Source organism: Spirochaeta dissipatitropha, assembly GCF_054657935.1.
On sequence record NZ_BAAHXT010000005.1, the window covers coordinates 162,997 to 185,941 of the forward strand.

General features: G+C 47.9%; 18 protein-coding genes and 1 tRNA gene. 10 read left to right on the plus strand and 9 right to left on the minus strand.

Going from position 1 to position 22,945, the window contains the following annotated elements; translation table 11 throughout:
- Window positions 1–8 precede the first annotated feature (8 nt).
- Complete coding sequence (locus tag ACYQ2L_RS07685; RefSeq protein ID WP_460053590.1) at window positions 9–794, plus strand: YggS family pyridoxal phosphate-dependent enzyme; 786 nt, start codon at window positions 9–11, stop codon at window positions 792–794.
- Here ACYQ2L_RS07685 and ACYQ2L_RS07690 read toward each other — a convergent pair.
- Window positions 712–2,058, minus strand: coding sequence for a hypothetical protein (locus ACYQ2L_RS07690; protein ID WP_460053591.1), 1,347 nt, complete (start codon window positions 2,056–2,058; stop codon window positions 712–714). The two genes, ACYQ2L_RS07685 and ACYQ2L_RS07690, sit on opposite strands and share 83 nt — an antisense overlap.
- Window positions 2,059–2,164: 106 nt before the next feature.
- Here ACYQ2L_RS07690 and ACYQ2L_RS07695 point away from each other — a divergent pair, with 106 nt between their 5' ends.
- Window positions 2,165–2,974, plus strand: a complete 810-nt coding sequence (locus ACYQ2L_RS07695; protein WP_460053594.1) for an ATP-binding cassette domain-containing protein — start codon at window positions 2,165–2,167, stop codon at window positions 2,972–2,974.
- On the opposite strand, the gene ACYQ2L_RS07700 is transcribed toward ACYQ2L_RS07695, so the two are convergent.
- A complete protein-coding gene (locus tag ACYQ2L_RS07700) occupies window positions 2,941–3,900 on the minus strand; it encodes a DUF429 domain-containing protein (protein ID WP_460053596.1) in 960 nt (319 codons plus the stop codon). The two genes, ACYQ2L_RS07695 and ACYQ2L_RS07700, sit on opposite strands and share 34 nt — an antisense overlap.
- A gap of 82 nt (window positions 3,901–3,982) precedes the next feature.
- Between ACYQ2L_RS07700 and ACYQ2L_RS07705 the strand changes: the two genes are divergently transcribed.
- The 3 genes from ACYQ2L_RS07705 (at window position 3,983) to ACYQ2L_RS07715 (ending at window position 5,841) form a co-directional block, all read left to right on the plus strand.
- Window positions 3,983–4,056, plus strand: a tRNA-Arg gene (locus tag ACYQ2L_RS07705).
- Window positions 4,057–4,120: 64 nt separating this feature from the next.
- A complete protein-coding gene (locus ACYQ2L_RS07710) occupies window positions 4,121–5,371 on the plus strand; it encodes an aminopeptidase (RefSeq protein ID WP_460053598.1) in 1,251 nt (416 codons plus the stop codon).
- Window positions 5,371–5,841 (plus strand): GAF domain-containing protein, encoded by a 471-nt coding sequence (locus tag ACYQ2L_RS07715; protein WP_460053600.1) that lies wholly within the window; start codon window positions 5,371–5,373, stop codon window positions 5,839–5,841. The genes ACYQ2L_RS07710 and ACYQ2L_RS07715 overlap by 1 nt, the downstream gene beginning before the upstream one ends.
- Window positions 5,842–5,867: 26 nt before the next feature.
- Here the strand turns inward: ACYQ2L_RS07715 and ACYQ2L_RS07720 are convergent, their stop codons facing one another.
- Window positions 5,868–8,204 (minus strand): MFS transporter, encoded by a 2,337-nt coding sequence (locus ACYQ2L_RS07720; RefSeq protein ID WP_460053601.1) that lies wholly within the window; start codon window positions 8,202–8,204, stop codon window positions 5,868–5,870.
- A gap of 108 nt (window positions 8,205–8,312) precedes the next feature.
- On the opposite strand from ACYQ2L_RS07720, the gene ACYQ2L_RS07725 reads away from it, so the two are divergent.
- Complete coding sequence (locus ACYQ2L_RS07725; RefSeq protein ID WP_460053602.1) at window positions 8,313–10,055, plus strand: transglycosylase domain-containing protein; 1,743 nt, start codon at window positions 8,313–8,315, stop codon at window positions 10,053–10,055.
- 196 nt (window positions 10,056–10,251) lie between these two features.
- Here the strand turns inward: ACYQ2L_RS07725 and gap are convergent, their stop codons facing one another.
- The 4 genes from gap to ACYQ2L_RS07745 form a co-directional block, all read right to left on the minus strand.
- Window positions 10,252–11,247 carry a type I glyceraldehyde-3-phosphate dehydrogenase gene (gap, locus tag ACYQ2L_RS07730; RefSeq protein WP_460053813.1) on the minus strand — a complete coding sequence of 332 codons (996 nt, stop codon included), beginning with the start codon at window positions 11,245–11,247 and terminating at the stop codon, window positions 10,252–10,254.
- 144 nt (window positions 11,248–11,391) lie between these two features.
- Window positions 11,392–13,731, minus strand: a complete 2,340-nt coding sequence (locus ACYQ2L_RS07735; protein ID WP_460053603.1) for an alpha-galactosidase — start codon at window positions 13,729–13,731, stop codon at window positions 11,392–11,394.
- Window positions 13,728–14,618, minus strand: coding sequence for a tetratricopeptide repeat protein (locus tag ACYQ2L_RS07740; protein WP_460053606.1), 891 nt, complete (start codon window positions 14,616–14,618; stop codon window positions 13,728–13,730). Before ACYQ2L_RS07740 ends, ACYQ2L_RS07735 begins: the two co-directional genes overlap by 4 nt.
- Window positions 14,615–16,717 (minus strand): PP2C family protein-serine/threonine phosphatase, encoded by a 2,103-nt coding sequence (locus ACYQ2L_RS07745; protein WP_460053607.1) that lies wholly within the window; start codon window positions 16,715–16,717, stop codon window positions 14,615–14,617. The genes ACYQ2L_RS07740 and ACYQ2L_RS07745 overlap by 4 nt, the downstream gene beginning before the upstream one ends.
- A gap of 95 nt (window positions 16,718–16,812) precedes the next feature.
- On the opposite strand from ACYQ2L_RS07745, the gene ACYQ2L_RS07750 reads away from it, so the two are divergent.
- From ACYQ2L_RS07750 to ACYQ2L_RS07765, 4 genes are all read left to right on the plus strand, one after another.
- On the plus strand, window positions 16,813–18,273 hold the full coding sequence (locus ACYQ2L_RS07750; RefSeq protein WP_460053608.1) for an MFS transporter: 1,461 nt from the start codon (window positions 16,813–16,815) through the stop codon (window positions 18,271–18,273).
- Window positions 18,274–18,276: 3 nt separating this feature from the next.
- Window positions 18,277–19,215 carry a hypothetical protein gene (locus ACYQ2L_RS07755; protein ID WP_460053610.1) on the plus strand — a complete coding sequence of 313 codons (939 nt, stop codon included), beginning with the start codon at window positions 18,277–18,279 and terminating at the stop codon, window positions 19,213–19,215.
- A 360-nt stretch (window positions 19,216–19,575) separates the two neighbouring features.
- Window positions 19,576–19,848, plus strand: coding sequence for a type II toxin-antitoxin system RelE family toxin (locus ACYQ2L_RS07760; RefSeq protein ID WP_460053613.1), 273 nt, complete (start codon window positions 19,576–19,578; stop codon window positions 19,846–19,848).
- Complete coding sequence (locus tag ACYQ2L_RS07765; RefSeq protein ID WP_460053615.1) at window positions 19,829–20,173, plus strand: helix-turn-helix domain-containing protein; 345 nt, start codon at window positions 19,829–19,831, stop codon at window positions 20,171–20,173. Before ACYQ2L_RS07760 ends, ACYQ2L_RS07765 begins: the two co-directional genes overlap by 20 nt.
- A gap of 206 nt (window positions 20,174–20,379) precedes the next feature.
- On the opposite strand, the gene ACYQ2L_RS07770 is transcribed toward ACYQ2L_RS07765, so the two are convergent.
- The gene (locus tag ACYQ2L_RS07770) at window positions 20,380–21,606 is read right to left on the minus strand and encodes a PEGA domain-containing protein (RefSeq protein WP_460053618.1); all 1,227 of its coding nucleotides are present in this window, start codon (window positions 21,604–21,606) and stop codon (window positions 20,380–20,382) included.
- Window positions 21,606–22,943, minus strand: coding sequence for a C40 family peptidase (locus ACYQ2L_RS07775; protein ID WP_460053620.1), 1,338 nt, complete (start codon window positions 22,941–22,943; stop codon window positions 21,606–21,608). The genes ACYQ2L_RS07770 and ACYQ2L_RS07775 overlap by 1 nt, the downstream gene beginning before the upstream one ends.
- Window positions 22,944–22,945: the final 2 nt, after the last annotated feature.

A 22,945-nucleotide genomic window follows, 5' to 3' on the forward strand; every position in this document is an offset into this window, starting at 1 on the left:
GATCCAAAATGAACAGTGAAAAGCAGATTCCAGATACAGCCATCGCATACAATCAGGCACACCAGGAGATTGCAGCTGCCGCAGAGGCTGCCGGGCGGAATCCGGAAGAAGTACGGATTCTTCTGGCTACCAAGACGGTAGAGGCGAACCGCATAATTGAGGCAATTGAAGCCGGTGCCGGTTTGATTGCAGAAAACCGGGTACAGGAAGCTATCCGAAAGTTACCAGAACTCAGGAATTACATCTGTAGACAAGAAACCAATTTAATGGATAACAACAAACCGAAGCCCTGTGCAAGACAGCACTTCATCGGTCATCTGCAGTCAAACAAAATCAAGGATCTTCTGACTTTTGCCAGTATGCTTCATTCACTTGATCGCGAGAGCCTGGCCTTCAAGCTGAATAAAGCACTTGAACAGGCCCCCATGAACGCACCTGTCCCCTTTCCGGTACTCGTTCAGGTCAATACTTCCGGCGAGCAAAGCAAATTCGGTGTTGATCCGGCAGATGCACTGCAGCTTGTGGACATCGTCCATGAACTGCCGATGCTTGCACTGCGGGGCTTTATGACCATCGGATTATTCAGTGAGGATCGTGATGCGGTTCGTAAAAGTTTTGCGGACCTGAGGATCATCAGAGACAGAGCCCAGGAGCGCTGCGGCTGTAAGTTCCCGGAACTCTCAATGGGAATGAGCGGGGACTATGACCTGGCTATCGCCGAAGGTGCAACGATTGTCCGTCTTGGATCCCGGATTTTCGGCTCACGTCCTGCTCCGCCCTCACCGGAAGCCTGACAACAACGCGCACACATCCCCCCCCTGAGTACAGGGTTCCGTATCCTTTAGTCTTCCCGAGAGCTCTTCTGACATTGACCATGCCATAGCCGCTTCCATCAGACTTGCTTGATTTTCCTATAGCAAATACCTCCGGGTCCTTAAGATCACATGAACCCCGGATCCATGGGATTTCCCCATCATTTCGGATCTCAATTTCCACAGCATTCCAGGCATCAGCATCTTTACTGCGTCTGAGAGCAATGCGTACTATATGCGGATCTGTCGAATGAAGGTTGGCCTGACATGCGTTTTCAATCAGATTCTTACAGATAGCAGCCAGATCAGATTCGGCTCCATACCATCGTAGATCTTCATTCCCCTGAATAATAATCTGCACAGAATGCCGGAATTCCCGGCGAAACATCAGAAAAGTGCATAGATCACGTAAATACTCATCCATATCTATCCATCGGGCATCGGAACGAACAAAACCGGATGGAATCCTGCGGACAACGTGCAGACTATGCTGAAGTTTCTCTTCACCTTCTGCAGCCTCACTGAGGTACTCATTTATTCGCCTGAGTGCAGGAAGATATTCAGGGGCTGCAGACTCCGACAATTTCCTGAGATGCCTCTGAGCATGCTGTCTGGGATAACTTATGCGGCAGATATCGTTTTTAAGATCATGTACAAGTCCGCTGGTATTTTGACCAACCTCAATAAATACGGTATCAGCATCTATCTGTGCAGTTTTTGCAGCATAATCATTAACGAGCTTATTATTCAGAAACTGTAGCCGCACAATAAGAAATATCGAATATAAAATAACATACCAGTAGGCACCTGCAGTTCTGAAAACCTGCCCGTATTGCAGGATAGAACGATATTCAAGTAAAGCCATGAGCAAAAATATCGCGGCTATTGATTTCAGGAAACGCTGCTTCTTCATAAGCCCATAGGTTTCTGCCAGCATAAACGTAAAAACCAGCATCCATATTCCGTCGCTGCGCATGCCCCCATAGGCAGTAATTAGCCACACCGAAGTAAACATCATACTGAAAACCTGCACGATTCGGGCAGCTGAGGAAATAAAAATCACGGTAGACAGGAAAAAAAGACCGATCAGCCAGAGAGGATATGCCACATCCAGCACAAACACGTTGCGCTGAGCAAATTCGTATGCGATATCTATCCAGCCCAGGAGTAAAAAGAACCCAGCGAATACCAATCCTGCTTTCTGAGAAAGATCTAACTTTTCCGGAATCTGGAAATTACGAAGCATGATGCAAAGCATAAACGATCAGGAGACACATTTCCATATCAATGCCTACAATTTATCATAAAAATCAAGCTTGCCTCTAGCACCGAGTACGGTTAGTATACAGAACATGAATATCATACAGTTTTCAAATGTTTCATACACCTACCCTCCGCTTGCTGAGGATGATGCACCCTCAGAGGTATTCAGAGATCTGAGCATCGATGTTCCTGCCGGGATTACCAGCCTGGTCGGTCAGAATGGAACAGGAAAGTCAACTTTTCTCCTTCTGGCTGGAGCAAGATTATTTCCGGATAACGGAAATGTCAGTACCATGGGCACAAATACTTCAGTTTTCAGAAACTCAACAGTTCAGACAGAGCTCGAAGAACAGCGTAACGCCCTTATTTCGTTTGTGTATCAGAACATGGAATTTGAAACCGATGAATCAATCGGAGACCTTTTCGAGTTTATTTACGCTCATGGTTATCGGGAAGAAAAACCTGCAGACTTGCTGCAATTGATTATAAAAAGCCTGGAACTGGAAAAAGAGCTGGGCTACAAAACCCAGGAGCTCAGTAAGGGAGCATTACAGCGTACAATTATCGGCTTCAGCTTGTTATACGGATCCCCGCTGCTGATTATGGATGAGCCTGTTTTTGCCCTGGAAGAAGCCCGCAAAGAGAGGGTTTTCAGATTTCTGCAGGATTTTGTCCGTGACCAGAAAATCAACCTGCTGTACTCTGCACATGAACTGCATCTAACACGTAAATTCTCTGATCAGGTAATTCTGTTCCACAAAAAAGATGGACATGAGATCGGCCCAACCGAGGAAATGCTGCAGCGTGACAAGCTGGAACAGGCGTATCAGGTTCCATTGGATATGTTGTACCAGAGAGAAAATCTCTACCGTGAAGCGCTGCTCAAATCCAGGGGGTAATAGACGATACAGAGAGGAACATCCCGCACGCCACGTGGTATTGCATCCGCGAAGTCGGCCCTGAGAAGCTTATCCTTCCGACGGCTGTGAATGCTGCCGCCGAGCTCACGGGCTGGAAATTTATGCAGTTCCATCGGAAGTTCCTCGACTTCACCATCACCCAATATCGCTGTATATACCAATCCCTTTTCAGCTGAATGCATGGCATCAACCGCAAGTATCATCGCATCCAGGATATCATCCTTCTGGATGCGCGTTCCTCTGTCCAGATGATCCCATGTAATATTAAAAGCATCACGGGCCCCGGGAAGCTGATCCTCAAGCATGTTCAGCCTGGCGTCAATTCCCTCCTGACTGGATTTAGACGGAAGAGGTACATCGCTGTACCGGCTATACAACAACCTGAAAATGGTTTCAGGATGGGATTCAAGCAGATTGCCGACAATTCCCGGCAGCAACTCAATTACTGCCTGAATCTGCTTGATGCGGTATACAAGGTTCCAGGATTGTTTACTGATTGATTTCCCGATTATCTCTTTATTAACTTCTCGTGCTTTTGCATAATCTTCCGTGTATACTGCTTCAGCCACCGGAACCGGGAAAATCGAGGCAATAGAGCGTGCACTCTTAGGGAGTTTCTGTACAAGCATTCTTCTTACAGCAAACTCTCTGTGTTGAGCCATTTCAGGATCAATATTATTTTCTCTGATCAAATCACCAGAAACCAGTCCGACAGGCATATCAATAAAAGTCAAAGTGCTGCGTACAATGTATTCCACGAGCTTTGACGGAATATAAATTTCATGGGAATGCATGCGGCTGTCACGAGGACTTACCACAAAATCAATATCCCAGTCTTTCTGCTCACTTATGGTGGCAATTACCCAGCCGCCTCCGGCTGCATCGATTCCTGTTACAGCGTTCATACGCGCAGTATACATTTAAAAATGAAAAATAGCCATGAAAGAGTGGACCATGTAAAGAAAATCCTCTATTATTTCATCCACTGGACACGTAGCTCAGCTGGATAGAGCGTCGGCCTCCGGAGCCGAAGGTCGTGGGTTCGAATCCCGCCGTGTTCATTTTTATTTAAAATCCCCGCACACTCACCATGACGATTTTTTTATCATCTGCTATAATTCACCCATGATGAAATATTTAGATAAATATGCAGAGCTTGTAGTAAAAGCCGGAGTAGCGTTAAAAGAACGTCAGTGTCTTCTCATCTCTACCGGTGTTCATACCTATGATATTGCCCGTGAGATAGCTAAAGCAGCTTACAGTGAAGGTGCAAAATATGTCGAAATCCGTGTCACAGACAATCAGTTAACACGCTATCGCATCGAACATGGACCAGAAGACTCATTGAGTTATGTTCCAAACACTGTTATCAGTGATGGGAACCTGCAGATAGCAGAAGATTGGGCCCGAATTCGAATAGATTCAACAGAAGAACTCGATGTACTCAAAGGTGTGGATTCTACCAAGCTTGGACAGATCACCAAGGCACAGCGTGGCGCGCTTTCGGTACTTCGTGACAAAATGATGCGTCATAAACATCAGTGGCTGGTAATAGCAGCTCCCGGACCTCGCTGGGCTGCCAAAACCTTTGGGGGTCCTGATGCAGGAATCGATCCTGTACTGGATGCAGAACGCACCGAGCGACTATGGGCAGAGATGGTTAAAATTCTCAGACTGGATACCGCTGATCCGGTTGCTGAATGGAAGAGACTGGGCCGCATTCTTAAAGACAGAGGCGAGAAGCTGAATGCCATGCAGCTGGATGCCATTCGCTTCAACGGTCCCGGCACGGATCTTACGGTAGCGCTGGCGGCAACTGCGATCTGGGCAGGTGGTCCCTCCAAGACTCCAGACGGCACCTGGTTCGAGCCTAATCTCCCAACCGAGGAAATTTTCACCACACCTGATTTCCGCCGCACCAGCGGAAGAGTTAAATGCACCAAACCAGTCAAGGTACTGGAAACCCTGGTTCAAGGTGCCTGGTTTGAGTTTACAGACGGCAAGGTAAGCGATTTTGGTGCTGATGAAGGATGCGATATTCTCGAGAAATATTTCGATATAGATGAAGGAGCACGTTTTCTTGGAGAGCTCGCACTGGTCGATGCCACAAGCCCCATATATCAGAGTGGCTTACTGTTCAACAGTATCCTTTACGATGAGAATGCCAGCTGCCATATTGCCCTTGGCGCAGGCTACCCATTCTGCCTGTCGAACGCAGATGACCTGAAGAATCCCGAGCAGCTAAAAAAAGCAGGATGTAATGTGAGCATGGTTCATACTGATTTTATGATTGGCGGTCCTGATGTAGATGTTACAGGTATCGGGCGTGACGGTAAGGAATATGCCATTATTCGAAACGGCAGTTTTACTATCTGATGAACAAAACAACACCGGAATATAATCTGATACTTCGACAGCTTAACGAGTTGATCAAAGGCGAATCAAACCTGATCGCCAACCTTGCCAATATATCTGCCCTTTTGAATCAGGCCCTCCCTGACATCAACTGGGCAGGATTTTATGTATGGGAGGAATCCAGCTCACAGCTGGTACTAGGACCTTTCCAGGGGCAGCCAGCCTGCCTCAGGATACCTATAGGAAAGGGTGTCTGCGGGACAGCAGCGGAAAAGCAGAAAACAATTCTGGTTGACGATGTTCATGCATTCCAGGGTCACATCGCCTGTGACAGCAGGAGCAGCTCCGAGATAGTAGTCCCATTACTCAGAGATGGCAGATTGTTGGGAGTACTGGACATAGACAGTCCGCTGAAATCCCGCTTCAAGACAGCAGATGCAGAATTTCTTGAAGCCTGCGCGGCTGTCATTTGCTCCCTTGATGGTTGGTAAGGACGTCAGAACAAGGGCTGTGTCTACTACTGCACAGCCCTCACTTCCAATAGACGGTAAAGACTGTACAGCGAGAGTACTACATCCTGTGCCCCGGGGCAGTTTTCCTCAGCCATAAACGAAACTACGGCCTCCCAGTAGGTATGTATCATCCCGGGACTCCGCGCCTTCACTGCCTGAGGAATTTCGTTCCATACCATTTGAACCTTTTCGAAGGCTGTACAGTAATCCCCTCTATCATAACGGACAGCAGCCTGCTTGAGACAGGGTTGCAGCAGCTGAAGCTTATCAGGGCTGAGTCCATCAGCCTTACCTTCCTGTTTCCTTGCAAGTCTGCCAAGCCGCTTCTCAATGCTCTCTGCCAGCCCATATACTGCCTGGATATTACGCGTCAGATCACCAGTCATATAATGATAGATTTCACCCGGCTTCCCGAATAAATCGCCCAATGCAATTGCAAGCTGTCTGCGAAGAATCCAGTTATCTGTTCGATGCATCAGAACAAAAATCTCGAGACCTGCCTCCTGAGCACCAAGTCTACCTACTGCCTCTGCAGATGAAATTCTGACCCTGAGCGAGGGAGATTCCTTGAGACTTCGTAGCAATGGAGCTGACGCCCCATGCCATGATAATCTCCCAAGTGAAGAGGCGGCTTCAACCTGTACATCTTCATTACTATCTTCAAGGGCCGCAGTCAGGGCCTGCACCAGCTTTGCAAGCCGCGCCGAATCGAGGTCATGGAAATTTCCAAGCACCCGTGCAATCACCGGACGAGACAGCGAATCAGGGGTGGTCAGGCGAGTAATCAGCTGATCCTGTGCTTCCTCACTTCCCAGTCTGCCAAGAGCCTGGGCTGCGGCTTCTCTGACCTGGGCATCCGGATCATCGAGCCGGATACAGATTTCTGCAAAGCCAAGTCCGAGAGCACCACCTCTGCTGCCTCGCAGCGTCCTCTGTACGACATCCGCCCGTGTTGGACGTGACAGAATGCCGATGTTGGATACGGCCCGGAAAACGCCTGGATTCAGGATAGTACTCATAACTGCACGGACACTTTTATCTCTGGGACTTGCAATCCTCCCCATATGGCTGAGGCTGAAAAGAACCATAAGAATTGCAAGAACAACCACAGTCTGAAAGGGGCTGGCCTGTAATGCACCAAACTGCAGAGGATGACTAGCGAGAAAATCATAGAACACACCACCCAGTAACGGACTGAGTGCACCACTGACACCGAACGCCGTCCAGTACCAGGCAGAATAGCTGGTTCTGTGCTCATCCGGAGACAGATCAAGCATAAACTGGCTGATTCCCTCCCAGAACGCAGGTGCGAGTAATCCTCCGCTGAGTGCTATTAATGGCAATACAATCACATAATTCGATGGAGCAAGAAAAAGGTACCCCGTCCACGATAAAATGAACAAACCACCGATGATTACTACCGGTCGTTTTCCCATTCGATCCATCAACATACCCCAAAACGGGACCATCATGACCCAGGTGAGTTGACTGATTACAAAAGTTATCCCCAACCACACATTAGGCGCTCCACCTCCTGCAGGATCCGTAGTATACGGTGCAAGAAATGGGGCTGCCAGATTCAGGGAAAAAAGATACATTCCAAGAATCAAACAGAATCGGCGAAAGTTCCGATCACGGACCGGAAGAAAAAACTCTCTCCAGCTCATATTTCCATCAGCATTATTGCGGGGCTTAGGCTGCGGTTCAGGAATAAAAGCATGCAGTAGAATATCCAGTACCCCGGCACTTCCTCCAACAGCAAACAAAATCCCGTACACAATAAAGACCTGCTCTGCATACAAGTCGAGCACCAGTGTGGCAGAAAAGAAGAAGCTGATATTTACCAGCTGACTGATTGCAGATCGTTTTCCAAAAAAAGCAGCCCGACGATCTGCAGGAATCAGATCCGCCATCCAGGACCACCATCCCGAACCACTGATGTTACCTGCCAGGGCAGCAACAATCGCTGCAGCAAGCACAAGCAGTATACCCATACTCCTACTACCACCTGCGGCAACCTGAAAAGACGCCGCAGACATCACAAATGCCATGCTGCGCTGAACAAGCGTGCTGAGCATGAAAAACGATTTCTTGCGACCTCCGCACGTCCGGTAAAACCAGATCGATGCAAGATGAAGCAAGGCCAGCAGGTTAATCACTCCAACCATCATTCCCAGCTGCGTGGAACTGGCTCCGAGATAATTCCGAACAAACACAGTCAGTATCTGTTGGGGAGTTGCGGTTATGAGCCAAACAGTTCCAAGAGGTCCACTGATATAGCTGATCCTCATGGATCTTCTTACCTGTTTGCTGCTGATCTCGTTGTCTTTCCAGTCAATCATAGCCCTGAAGCTTATGTCTCTTCATATTACTCTGTCAATGAACTACTTAAGAAGACTTCACCGCAGCCGGGTGGATTTTTTTTATACAGGCGCATATAGTGCTGTGCAATGAATACGCGAGCCTTACGATCCAGTGCTGTCGCGGCTGTCATCATCCTGCTGATTCTACTTACACTGATTTTACTGATACCGCGATTTATAGAATCATACATACATCGACAGATGACAGCAATTGAAGAGCGCTACCAGATCTCGATAAAAGTAGGTGAAATCAAAATAGACTATGGTATACGCAGCCTGGTAAAACTGAATGATATCAGCCTGTTCTCTGAAACATATTCTATACATGCCCATATTGCATCAATCAGAGTTCTCATCGATACTTCAGAAATACTCACACGAGGAAGAGCTATCGAATCACTGATTCTCGACGAATGTAGTGCAGAACTTCTTTCCCGTGAGTTGTCTATCAAGGTTCCGCAACTTAGTCTGAGCAATTTCACCAGCCTGAGTAGACCTGGTAAAATCAGTCTGGATGGTGCCGAGCTTGAGAATTCCAGTACCAGGATTACAGGGATATCCATGGATATTCTCATTTCCCCTGACGCAGCAGAGTTTTCAGGAAACCTTGGCTTCAGTGGAGCCACAATCGACGCCGCCTTGGTAGCTGATGAGACGATTATACTCGAGTCTCTACTCTATAGTTTCACCGCAGATACACCTGGTACAGCAATCAGAGTGGACAAGGGGATTCTGCAATACGGATCACTTTCGGCTGATCTGAGCTTTCCATTGATCAGCAACGATATTATCGAGCTTGATCTCAGGGTTCCTGAAACAAAACTCCAGGACATACTTGACAGCATTCCTGCTGCAATTATCGGCGAACTCGGAAATGCCGAGATTCATGGAAGTCTGGAATGGGACCTGTTCCTTGAGCTGCCTTTTGACAGTGACAAGCGCATGTTCTGGCAATCTGATCCACGGTTCACTGACTTTTACCTTGAATCGATTCCAGATGAACTCAACATCTATAAGCTGCGCCATGCTTTTCAACATCAGATAAGTGATCCTGTCAGTGGGAAAATACAAAGCGTTAATATTCCGGTAATGCTGTCTCACCAGAATGAAGAACAACGTATGCCAGCACCAGCCTCAGAAGATGTTTGGGCTGCTCCTGTATCAGCCCGAAAATCAACTACCCTCCTCCTGGATCATGCGAATACAAACTCCGATAATCCATACATCTATACGCGCATGCGTGATATCGCAGAGTCTCTGCCGCTCGCGGTTATAACAGCTGAAGACGGTGAATTTTTTCGACACTCAGGAATCAACTGGAATGCAATTCGCTCTGCATTTATACGAAATCTGAATCGAAGCGATGTTATGTTTGGCGGCAGCACCATCTCCATGCAATTGGTAAAAAATGTATTTCTGGACCACAGCAGAGTTCTGTCCAGGAAAGTACAGGAGCTTATACTGGTAATACTCATGGAAGAGGCTGCTGCAATTCCGAAGGAACGGCAGCTGGAAATCTACCTGAACATAGCTGAATTCGGTCCGGATATCTATGGCGTCCATCGGGCCGCTGCGTATTATTTTGACAAGCAACCTTCAGAGCTCAGTCTGATCGAATCAGTCTGGCTGGCCAGTATACTGCCCTCCCCGAGAAGGTACCATTATTACTATGAGATTGGTGGGGTGACCGATGGTTGGTTCATACGAATGGAACATATACTGTCGATTATGCTGCTTCGAGGCCGTATTACAGAGGAAGAATACGAGGCTGCGATCACGGAACGCCCCCAATTTACCAGTATAAATGAACAGGAGAAGACTGGGGAATAGCCTATCGAATTTGATTCATGCCCGGTTCAGCCGGGTTTGCCTGCGCTTCGCTGGGCAAACAAAAAAGCCGCCCCGGTAGAGGCGGCTTTTGATGAATCAGTTAGAGGAAATTGCAAAATTACGTGCAATTTCCTCCTCGCATTAGTAGCGAATGCTCATGCAAAATGTAATTTTGCAAAAAGCTCGTTAGACTCGTTTATTTCTTTGCCATAACGCGGATCATTTCAACAGTCTTGTTGGAATAACCCCACTCATTATCATACCAGGAAATAATCTTGACAAAGGTATCATCAAGCTGAATACCAGCTTCTGCATCAAATACAGAAGTACAGGTTTCACCGCGAAAATCGGTAGAAACAACCTTTTCTTCTGTGTAGCCGAGTACGCCCTTGAGAGCACCTTCGGAAGCCTTCTTCATTGCAGCTTTCACGTCATCATAGCTGGCACCTTTTTCAAGTTCTACTGTCAGGTCGACAACAGAAACGTCTGAAGTAGGTACACGGAATGCCATACCAGTCAGCTTGCCGTTCAGCTCAGGAAGAACCTTGCCTACAGCCTTGGCAGCACCAGTGCTGGAAGGAATAATATTCTCGAGAATACCACGGCCACCTCTCCAGTCTTTCATGGAAGGTCCGTCTACGGTCTTCTGGGTTGCTGTTGCAGCATGAACAGTAGTCATGAGACCGCGCTTGATGCCGAATGTGTCATTCAGTACCTTGGCAATCGGTGCAAGACAGTTGGTGGTACAAGATGCATTCGAGATAATGTCTTCACCTGCATACTTGTCATCATTTACACCAAATACAAACATCGGAGTAGCATCCTTGGAAGGAGCTGACAGGATTACCTTTTTGGCTCCTGCTTCGATGTGCTTGCGGGCAGTGTCATCAGTCAGGAAGAAACCGGTAGATTCAACTACGATTTCTGCTCCGACTTCGTTCCACTTGAGATTTGCAGGATCACGCTCAGCAGTCAGACGAATCTTATTGCCGTTCACGATCATGTTGTTTCCTTCAACAGAAACTGTGCCGTCAAAACGGCCATGAACCGAGTCAAATTTCAGCATGTATGCGAGATAATCCGGGTCCAGCAGGTCATTGATACCAACTACTTCAACGTCGGGGAAGTTCTTCACGATCGAGCGAAAAACCATGCGGCCAATACGGCCGAAACCATTAATTCCAATCTTAATTCCCATAGGAATCCTCCTTAAAGTTTTATTCGTAGCCCACTATAGCACATAAGGCGAGTGGCTTTGTAGGTGCAATCAGTATAAATTTCTCGAAATCAACTGATTTTCTGGGTATTTATACTCCAAAAAAAGGTCGTTTGCAAGCTATTCGGTCTGCAACCGACTGATCTCAATATACACTATTCTGTGATCTCCGTGAAGATAGGGCATCTGTATCCCTCTGTAGCGCAGATCCTCACCGCTACTCTGCCATTCTTCTGTAATCTCTTCGCTGTCCGGCTGCATGCAGTAACGCAGAAGTATGCGATACAGGGTGTTATCTGTGAGGCCGGGTATACGCAGCCTTCTTGGAGGAACAGCTGGTGCTGTGAGTATCTGTACATATACGACCAGGGCTTCCGGTTCACGAGATTCCTGGCTGTGCGAGTGTCCTGGAAACGGCCGACTTACCATCCAGGCGGCCTCCCGCATAGGACTCCAGGCAGCGTTTCCAGCTGCAGGTCTGACCGGAGAACTGCTGTCCCAATCAGGGGGTAGTATCCATGACAATGTTCCGCTGGTCAGTAGCGGCTGATAAGCCCGCCAACGCCTGATAATCTGCTTCAGACTGATAAGCTCAGCTCCGCTGAGATCCCTGGCATCGAACTCCAGACCAAACGAACCGGTCATTGCTGCTGCCGCCCTGAATTCCATGCTGCTGCTTCTTCCCAGTTGATGATTCGGCACTGCCGAGATATGTGCGCTCATGGAGGACAGGGGCAGAAACATACTGCTCCCATACTGTATACGCATACGCTCAAGGGCATCGGTGTTGTCACTGGTCCAGTACTGGGGAAAGTAATAAAGCATACCGGCATCACAACGTCCACCACCTCCAGCACAGCCTTCAAACAGCACATCCGGATATGCAGATGTAATTCTGTCAGCCAGCTTGTATACACCGAGCATATAACGATGTGTAATTTCACCCTGCTGCTCAGGCGGAAACACGGTTGAACCTGTTTCGGCAAGATTTCGATTCATATCCCATTTTATGTAGCTGATGGAAGCAGAACCAATAAGCCCGATAAACAGATCGGCCAGATAATCGACCACCTCGGGGTTTGCAAGATCCAGTACCAGCTGATTTCGCGACTGCAGCATTTTTCCATGAGGAACCTGCAGACACCACTCAGGATGTTTTCTGTACAGCTCACTGTCTGGACTTACCATTTCCGGTTCAATCCAGAGGCCGAACTTGAGACCGTGGGAACGAACCTTTTCAGCTGCAGACGCAATCCCCTCAGGGAATTTCTGTCTGTCCGGATACCAGTCACCGAGCGAACTTGTATCATCATTTCGTCCCTGAAACCAACCGTCATCAAGCACAAACAGTTCGACATCCAGATCTGCGGCCGCAGCAGAGAGTTCAGAAACCGTCTGCTGGGTTGTGTTGAAATACAGTCCCTCCCAGGAATTGAGCAAGGGAGGACGGGGGCGCTCCGACCAATCGGGGTGAACGACACGCTGCCTGATTAATTGCTGCATGACAGCAGAGGATCCGTTCAATCCTCCCGTCGTGTAGCTCAATATTGCCTGCGGGCTGTCGAATTCCTCGCCAGGTTGAAGTAACCAGCAGAATCCATCTGGCTGAATACCGCCCATAAACCGGGTCTGGAAATAGTCACTGCATTCGGCCTGCAGACGGAAACTGCTGCTGTACAGCAAGGTTGCTGCCAGTACTGAACCTGTATCCTGCGATGTATCCGGAGCAGCGAGCGCCATCCATGGGCTCATCTGGTGACCGGAAATCCCACGCCGGCTTTCGGCTGTAAATGAACCCCTACCCAGCGGTAGACGCTCCAGCCAGCGCTCACGTGCCCAGGCACCGGGAAGACTGAGACAATGCCAATCGTTATCCGGTAAATCCAGAGAAAAACTGGAAAGCTGCCTGATCCTTATGGAACTGCTGCCAGTATTTCGAACCGATGACCAGCGCATAAGTGCACTGTGATCAGAGCAGACTCCGTAATACAGGGAGATCTCAACCTCACGAGCATCGTCCTGCAGCTTGACTACCAGACTGCGATCCCCGGATGCTGTCCGAACTGACGGCAGGCCCTCAGGACCCGGCAGACCATCCACAATCCTGTGATCTGTCACAGATAGAGACCGGCTGCTGCTGCCGTCGGAATATTCTATTCTCCAGGCTGGAACCCGATAATCTCCAGCACCGCTTCCCGGCCATTCACTGGGGATAACCTGAGATGAAGAGGACGGATCAGCTGGGTCACTGGTACAGGCGTAGGGCACCGGAAGCCGGCGACGGATAAACGGCGCATCAGCGGTGCTTCCATCGGCAGTCGGACCCCGCAGTCGCGGCCCGACGTAGCAGTGAATCAGATCCTCTCTCTCCCCGATCCGCAGCTGATAGCTGAAATTTCCGCAGGACAGGCTGTATACAGATACTTCCTCGTTGTAGTGAATAAGCCCTACACTATTCATAATGAAGCACGCAGCTCCCGGGCTTTCTTCAGATCATCAAGATCATGCGCCCGGGGATTCGGGAGGCGTTCTATTTCACGGATCATGTCGTCCAGAACCTTCTTTGCTTCCTCATTATCTGACATTGCCGGAATCTGCAGACTGCCCTCATAGAACCAGCCTCGCCTCAAGGGAGTTTCAGCACGACTATAGTCACGCTGCTTGTTGGACTGATCGCGGTCACGGCGCCGTTGATTCCAGCCACGGTTCTCCAGGTTTTCTGCCAGCGTAATAGAAAAAGCGTAGGGATAGTTTTCACGCTCTCCGCTCCTGACCTGTTCACGTCCGAGATCAACCGCAAGGCGCGCCAGACTCACGGCATAATCATTATTTCCGAATGATCCGAAACCAGGTACTGCAGCATAAAGCTGGGCAAGAACAAAGTAGGAGTCCGAGTGCCCGGGATCAATATCGATTGCCCGTACAAGCAGATCCCTCATGTCAGAAGCCTTGAAAAGGCTTTGCAGAACCCCCCGCTTTTGTCCCCACTTTCCAATATTCGCTGAAGCCCAGTAATATCCCCAGGGATTATCTGGATCTGCCTGCATGGCCCGTTTTCCATAGTCCTCACCTTTCTCGTAAAGAGAGAGAATTTCCGAATCTGCAGCACCGGCATCATCCTTTTCATCAGCAAGACCGAGATAAGCTCTTGACAGTCGCCACAGAATTTCGGCCTGTTCAGTCCTGCCGGCAGCTCCACCGAGATTCGATTCCAGCAGTGCGATTACTTCATTGTGCTGTTTCATTTCATGATAATCATCTGCCTGATCCAGTACCGGCCCTGTATTGGCCACTGCACTGAGCAAGGCTGTACATAGTACAAGGCTCATTAATAACATCTTCTTCATACACTCTCCTCCTGTTTGATTCTTTGTTCTTCTGTACGTGCTGTTACTACATAGTGTAATGCAAGAATGGTCAAATCATCCTTCAGTTCAGCTCCTGGACCCATAAACTCCTGCAGCTCGTTGGAAAGATATTCAACAGTTTCCTGACTGCTCATACCGCGGGGAGACAGCATCAGGGCCTTGGTGATACCTTCCTGACCAAACTCTACACCATCCTCATTACAACTTTCATTCAATGCATCAGAATATGCAAGAAGCATTGTATCTTGTTTCATACGAAACCTCATTACCGGAAACTCGACGGGCAGTCCTGGCACTCCGACTATTGAACCCTGGCTTTCACTCGTACCTATGAATTTACTCCTCCCGCTCCCAGGATCGAATAGAATCAGCTCAGGATGCCCGGCACTTACCAGCTCCACCACATCACCATCGATCCTGATCATCAGTCCTGTCATATAGTTCTCTATGCCGCCTTTTTCCTCGATCAGACTGTCATTTATCTGCTGCATAATCTCGCTCAGCTTCTTCCGGCTTCCGTCAAGAAAGCCGCGGGCGATAATAGTTTTGGCAAGCATCGCAACCAGGCCGCTGGAAATTCCATGTCCTGAGACATCAAAAAGAACAGCCCCTTCCAACGATTCACCTGTATGAAAAAAATCATATAAGTCGCCGGCAACACCGCTGGCTGGCTGGAAAATCAATCCACTGGACCACTTGTCGATGGATGGTGCAGTTTTTGGGTAAAAGCTCTGCTGAACCCTCACTGCCATTTCCATATCCTTTGCCGCAATTTCCTGGGCAGCCTGCAATTGCGACAATGTCTGCTCTAGTGTTGTATTCGCAGTCTGAAGCTCTTCTGTGCGCTGCCCTACCTTCTTCTCGAGATTGATGTTCAGATCCTCGGCCTCGGTTCGGGCTTCAGCGAACCTGCCCGCCAGAATAAAAAGGAGAGAGAAAATCATCAGGGGAAATCCAAAGCCCCCGATATAGGGAAGATGATACAGATTGAGAAAGTTCTGCAGAAAAATATCAGCCAATGCTGTCAGAAACAGTGGAGAAATCCCGATAAGAAGAATTACTGCATCATGATTCTTTTTCCAGGCTGAATCAGCTGCCATGTATAGTACATAAATCAGGACCGGTAGTAAGAAAGAAAGCATCACAGCCCGGTACTCACGCAAGGCAGCATAGTCCGGCAACAGAAATGACATAAACATTGGAATTGCCAGCAGCAAAGCCGCCGACCATTCCAGGAAATGATGATCTTTCCGCTTGAGAAATGCCCGCACAAAAGCCATAGTAAAGTATGCCAGCACATACAGCATTCCATTAGCAACTATTCTCTGGAACAACAGAAAACTGATTGTCCAGCTTTCATAGGCCGGGAGATACATCACAAAAAAATTCAGAAGATATACTGCTCCCGACATGTTCAAAAGTGCAAAATACAGATTCTCGCGCTCCTGAGTCCGTTTCACGAATAACCAGATATGATACAGGCTGATTACCAGCATGACCATTGAAATTCCCATATTCAGGTAGCCCGATATAAAGCTCATCATTCTCCAGTGCCGTTCGACAACAGCCTTAGTCCCGATAAAGGGAGTATCTATTATCGATCCCTCATTTCCAACATATACCTTGATCAGGAGGCTGTTATCAGCCTGGAGGAGCTGTTCAGGAATATGGTAAGCCCGGTGCATATTCCATGCAGAAAAAAGATCGGGAGGAAAGCTGCCGGTACTGCCAATCGAGACAGTATTCACGTAACTTTTATCTGCCATTGTGATCCGTCCCAGATATATTGACAGCAACTCATTCTGTACGGAAATGGTATCAAATGGGGACGGAAAACTGGTTTTGAGCCACAGGAATCCCTCACCTTCAGGTATCAATCTCTCCAGACTTTGAAGGTCATTGTCCTCAAGCGGAGTAAAATGCAGATTTTCAGCTTCGGCCGCAGTACTTTCAGCATCAGTTGAAGCATACTTCCAGTCCTGATTCAGCCGCAGTATATCCGCTTCATCCAATGTGCAGGACACCAGGAATATCAGCAGAACCAAGCCCGTTACACCAAGGGAAATAACTTTTTTCATTTCGCAAGTATAGACCCAAAATTAATTAATTAAAAGGTTTTTCTATTCATTTCAGGAATCTGTGGTACACTATGAGGAATAAGGAGAAACACGGAATGAACACTGCAGTTGCCCCCTCATTGCCCTTCGGTAAGAAATTGATCTATGCAATAGGCCAGTTCGGTTGGTCGCTTGCATCCTTCGGCGTAGCCAATCTGCTGGTCTACTTTTACAGTCCCCCGGTTGGTGCAGAACAGACTGCTCCTATGTTTCCGGTCTTCATTGCTGCAGCAGCAATAATCGGGATAATTGGTGGTATAAGCCGGATTTTCGATGGTATAACAGATCCTTTAATTGCCGGATGGTCAGACCGCTCACGTGCCAAAATGGGACGCAGAAGGAAATACATGGCTATCGGGGCAGTCCCATTCGCGCTGCTTTCTGTGCTTGTATTCATGCCGCCATCAGTCGAAAGCTACAGTCTCAATACGATCTGGCTGTTTATCTCGATAATCCTGTTCTATTTTTTCATGACAATGTATGTAACGCCATTTTTTGCTCTGCTGAGTGAGCTTGGACACAATCCTGATGAACGGCTTCAGTTAAGTACAATGATTTCTGTTACCTGGGCCCTGGGATTTCTGGTCGGTAACAGCGCGTATGCCCTACAGGGAATATTTGAGGGAGTACTCTCGGGTGGAGCTGTTCTGACACCTGCCATATCCGCTCAGGCCTTGCAGATCAGTCTTGGGATATTCGCCCTCGTTGCTCTGGTTTGTATGATGCTGCCAGTGCTGTTTATCGATGAAAACCGCTATTGTGAACGGCATGTCTCGGAGGAAGGAGCATTTGAAGCCCTGATTCAGGCACTGAAAAACCGGAACTTCCGCTTGTTTGCACTCTCTGACCTAAGCTACTGGCTGGCAATGACATTCGTTCAGACCGGCATCAGCTTTTACGTAATCATGCTCCTGAATCTGGACAAAGAGGTCGCCTTCCTGCTTATGACCATCATGTTTCTTACAAGTTTTGTCTTTTATGTACCCATAGGAATTATCGCTCAGAAGATAGGTAAAAAACGCCTGCTGAGTCTCGCCTTTATCCTCTTCATGGTTTCCTCTCTGCTGATGTCACTCTGGGGCCTTGGTCCGATTCCACCAATGATACAGGGCATAGGGCTGCTCGTATTTGCTGCTTTTCCGATAGCGGTTTTCGGCATACTGCCAAATGCAATCATCGCAGATATAGCTGAAGCGGATGGAATAGAGAATGGAAATTTCAAGGCTGCGATCTTCTTCGGTGCCCGCACTCTCATGAGCAAGCTTGGTCAGTCCCTGACGCTTTTCATCTTTCCGATTGTATCAACCCTGGCAATCGGCAGTGTCAGCAGACTCAGTGAAGCAGAGGCACTCGCCCAGGAGCTGGTGGTGGGAGCAACAGTCCCTGGAGTACGTCTGACAGCAATTATTGCTTTTATTGCGCTTTTTCTGGGATTCCTGCTCTTTCTTCGTTATGATGAAAAGAAGATATTACAGACACTTGCATTGAAAGAAGATATCAGCACAGAAGGAGTTTAAGTAATGAAGAGCACAAGATTACCTGCCTCGGGCTTTCTGTTTATTCTGGGACTCATAATAGCCGCTGCGGCTCCTGCCACAGCTGACGAAGCAGGTCTGCAGTTCAGGCAGAGTATTACCTTCGATGCTGCAACAACACTTGAGGCACAACTGAGCTATATGGCAGCCTGGAGGCTTCCCCTAGGTGGAACAGGACTGCTCACCAGCGGGAACAATATCGATATGCGACTGAATACAGTCCTTAATCCAGTCAGTGTCAGTGGCGGTGCCCGGGTAATCATTACACCGCTTGCAATTCTTGAACTGGAAACTTCGGCCAGCATCGGTAGCGGCTGGTATCTTGCTCCGCTGGATGTAAACGGACTGGGAGTACTGCAGGATCCGGCAAACAACAGCTACAGCACTGGTGCTTTTGACGGTTATGTGCTCAAGACTCATGGCGGCGCCGCCTTCCAGTTTGACACCGGCGCAGTCATACCTGGAGACTGGAGCAGTATTCTGCTCCGAAGCTACCATGGTGCACACTATCAGCAGTACAGCAAAGCCTCGAACCTCCCCTGGGAGTACATGGCCAGCAAGAATCAGCTGAACGGACTTAGGTACCATGCAGATCATTTTATTGGGTATCAGCTGCATGCAGTACCTATATTACAGATTGTAGGTGTGCTTTTAAGTCAGAGAACCGCAATTACCGATCGGGACAGCTCGACAGCAGCCAGTGGAGGATGGGGATCCGATATCTGGAATGTAGAACTCGGTGGACTTGCAGCTTTTACTCCCGCTCAGGGTCACAGCCTTGCTGTCCTGGTCCAGTGGGAGCGCAGTGCCAACTGGTCTGATGCTGACCGCGAGCGAGGCCTTTTTGACCGTAGTCTCAACCCATCTGATCCAGTTCGCTGGGCATTCTGGCGGGCAGCACTGAGCTATACATTGTCATTGTAAGATTAGTGAGCAGTATCCACCATTCAACAATGAAAAAGCATCTATTAATATTTACATTATCTTTAGAGTTTTATGCAAAATAACATTTTGCAAGAGCACTCGCTGAAATTGACCAGCAATTCAAGATGTGCGCATGTACATAAAAAGTTGTGTTTCAAAAAATCAAAAATCTCTATGTCTCGTGAGAGTAACTACACCAACATGGCAGATCTGCCATGTTGGTGTAAACGCTTCCAAGTCGATTAGAGATTTTTGACATGTAAGCACTTCGTGTGATGCAATATTTTGGCGCACATCTTGAATTGCAGGAAATTGACCTGCTTTGTTGACAAGTAACCATAAACAGGTTACTATCAGACTATGTACACCGTCAAAATCAAAAGTAAGATTCTGAAAAATGTACAAAAGATGCCGAAAGCTCGGCAAAACGATTTTTTTGATCTGGTGGAAGATTTAAGAGAAGGCGGACCGATCCAGAAAGGGTGGTCCAATTTCAGCCCGCTTGATTCAAAAAAGCAGACCTTTCATTGTCATCTCAGTTATCGCTGGGTAGCTTGCTGGAAGGTTTTAGATGACGAAACGCTTGTACTGGAGGTGTATTATGCTGGCAGTCGTGAAAAAGCCCCATATTGAAATTTCCGGAGATTCCATTCCGGAAGAATTGATTCATTTTCTGAAGTCGCACTATCAGGATATCGAAATTATTGCTGATGATGAGCAAGCTCTGGATATCACAGACACGGAATGGTATCAGGAGATGAAAGAGAACAGCTCACCCGGCTCAACCCTGAAGCGTTACCGCAGGCGGGCAGAAATGAGTCAGAGAGAGCTTGCTGAAAAACTAGAGATGGTTAAGCAGAATATAAGTGCAATGGAAAAGGGAAGGCGCGGTATCAGCAAGCGGACTGCACATAAACTGGCTGAAATCTTTCAGGTTTCTCCTGCCCGCTTTATTTGAAATCGTCTGTCCGTGCCTCAATTGGCCAAAAAAAGCGTTGTATAGCAGCAATTCAAGATGTGCGCATGTACATAAAAAGTTGTGTTTCAAAAAATCAAAAATCTCTATGTCTCGTGAGAGTAACTACACCAACATGGCAGATCTGCCATGTTGGTGTAGACGCTTCCAAGTCGATTAGAGATTTTTTGATAAAATCTTCTGAAATGTCAATCAAAACTGGCCGGCTCGACATTGATATCCCACTCTCCTCTGGCCTGGTTCATTTCTTCTATCAACTGGCTGTTTGCCTGTATGGCCGCAGCTGACTGACGTTCCCATGTGCGGAGTGCTCGCTCATTTTTTCTGACGTTGGATTTCAGAGGAATCGGAGTGAAGGCCGGAATGATTTCCTTCTGGCGGGAAGAAACAAGAACGACCAACTGGGTAAAGAGTCCGACACCTGCTCCAATCCCGGCCGACAGCTGAATATTTTCGCTCCTAGTGCGAGATACTGCGAAGATGCCAAGACCAGACAGGATTGCAGCGCTGGTGCCGAACACGAGCACTTCCCTGTTGAGGGATCGTATGGTCTCCTCCCTGTCCGAGATTCGTTCCTCCGGAAGAACCTCAGGTTGCTTGTCAATATGAATATAGCCGGGCAGAGAAATACTTCCTGCAGGTGCAACAGGAGGAATCGGTGTCCGCGGTACAAGCGTGTATGATTGACCGGATTCAAATTCCAGCTCCTTACTGATTCCGCTAACCGATATCTGTAACGGACTCCCGTATACTGGATAATGTGCAATAGGTGTCTTTCCAATAACTTCGCCATTCAGCATAACATCTTCCCCTGCAGGAAATACAGGATCTTCAGGTATTGTCAGGAAAGCAGGCTCCAGGAAATTGGTGAACGGAAGATTCATGGTGAAATCATCCCAGACTTCAAATTGAAGCGTATGCCACTCATACTGTTCATGTTTGTACTGGATATCATGTGGCCCGTAATACAAGCGCACACTCCGTGGTGTAAAACCAAAATCAATTCCATCGATTATTATCTGGGCACCAGGGGGATCAGAATCAAAAAAAACAGTTCCGACCTTACGGCTCAACTCGAAATTGAGGGTTTCATGGTGGGCGATGAGTACATTCTGGCGGAAGGGGACAAGACGACGGGCCTCAAGCCGGAACGTATATTCACCACCAGCAAGCATCAGAGTTTGAGGGACAATCCCGTAATCCTGATCATTCACAAATAATCTGGCGCCTGCCGGATGTGCATGTACAGTTATCGTGAATTTTTGTGCCGCATCCTGATCTCCATTACTCTCTGCAATAACCGTCATGGTCGGGAACAGAAACAGCCCGATCACAGACAAAACGATAATAATCCACGAGGCTGCGAAAAATCGAGAAATTATTATTCTCAGCATCTCGCCTGGTAACTTTCTCATTAAAATTTCCCTTCCATGGTAATAAACAGTCCGGTCCTGAAAAGGCTGAGATAGTCAAGAACATCTGCATCAGGTCCCACATCAAGAGCATGATAACTGCCTTCGAGAGCAAGGGCGACTGATCTGCCCTGAAAAGATGCGACTGAAAACTGAAAACCGGTGCTGTAGAACTGCGGGACTACGGGATACTCCTGCGCAAGTAAATAGTTTTTCCTGTAGTCAGGATGCAGCTCATACCCAAACCGTAACCAGCCAGTGTTATTCAACAGAAGATTCAGCGATAAGGGAATGGATAGGTTGTCTCCGGTAAAGGATTGTATGCTCCGCAGCTCTAATCCAGGATCCACAGGTCCCAGATTGTTGAAGTACAATGACACACCACTGCTAAGCCCGGGTTGGATCTCAGTATCCCTGAAACCAGCCTCCAGACCAAATATAAAACGAATAATAATCCATGGAATTGCCTGAACCGGAAGAATTCTACCACTCGAGTGATAGCGCTCACGGTAGTAAGGTGCGTTCATATCTGAATAGATAACCCCATTTCTAATTGCTTCACTGGCTGCATGTATAAACTGATTCTTCCCGATATAGATACCGACATGGCTGAGCGGACCATCTGTGCTAAAAAAAAGAAGATCACCCGGGCGGAGCTCGTCTATAGACACCTGGTCGACAGAGGCAGCTATATCTCTGACGGTTCTTGGAGGGGTTTTTCCTGATGCTTCTCTGAATACAGCATATACCAGGCCCGAGCAATCAACCCCGGATGTACTTGCACCGCCAAGTACATATGGGGTGCCTACAAATCCAAAGGCAGTATCAACAACTGACTCCATGCCTTCTCTGTCAAGGCCGCCCTGAAACCTACCCGCACTGTGAAAACGCTGCTGGTAATATTCTCTATCAAGACGGGATACAACAACACCGGTTCTATTGTAATCACTGGCGGCATGAATAAGCCTTCCATCTCCTGCATATATTCCAACATGACTCAAAAGCCCGGCAGTGTCATAGAAAACAAGATCCCCGGGAAGTAACTCTTCAGGCTCAATCTCGACTGCATACTCCCGTAATTGAGCCACCGTTCTGGGGATCCGACGCCCCAAAGCTTCATAATACACAATACTTACCAGTCCGGAGCAATCAAGACCATATGAGTGAGTTCCACCAAAAATATAAGGAGTGCCAAGATACGAAAATGTAGAATCAATAACCGATTCGCGGAGTTCTTCCGGCTTGTTCGTTCGCACAGGGGTATGCGAAAAGAGGTAGGCTGTATGAAATACTAAAAACAAGACCAGTCCAATGTTTCGACAACAAGATTTCTGCTTCACAT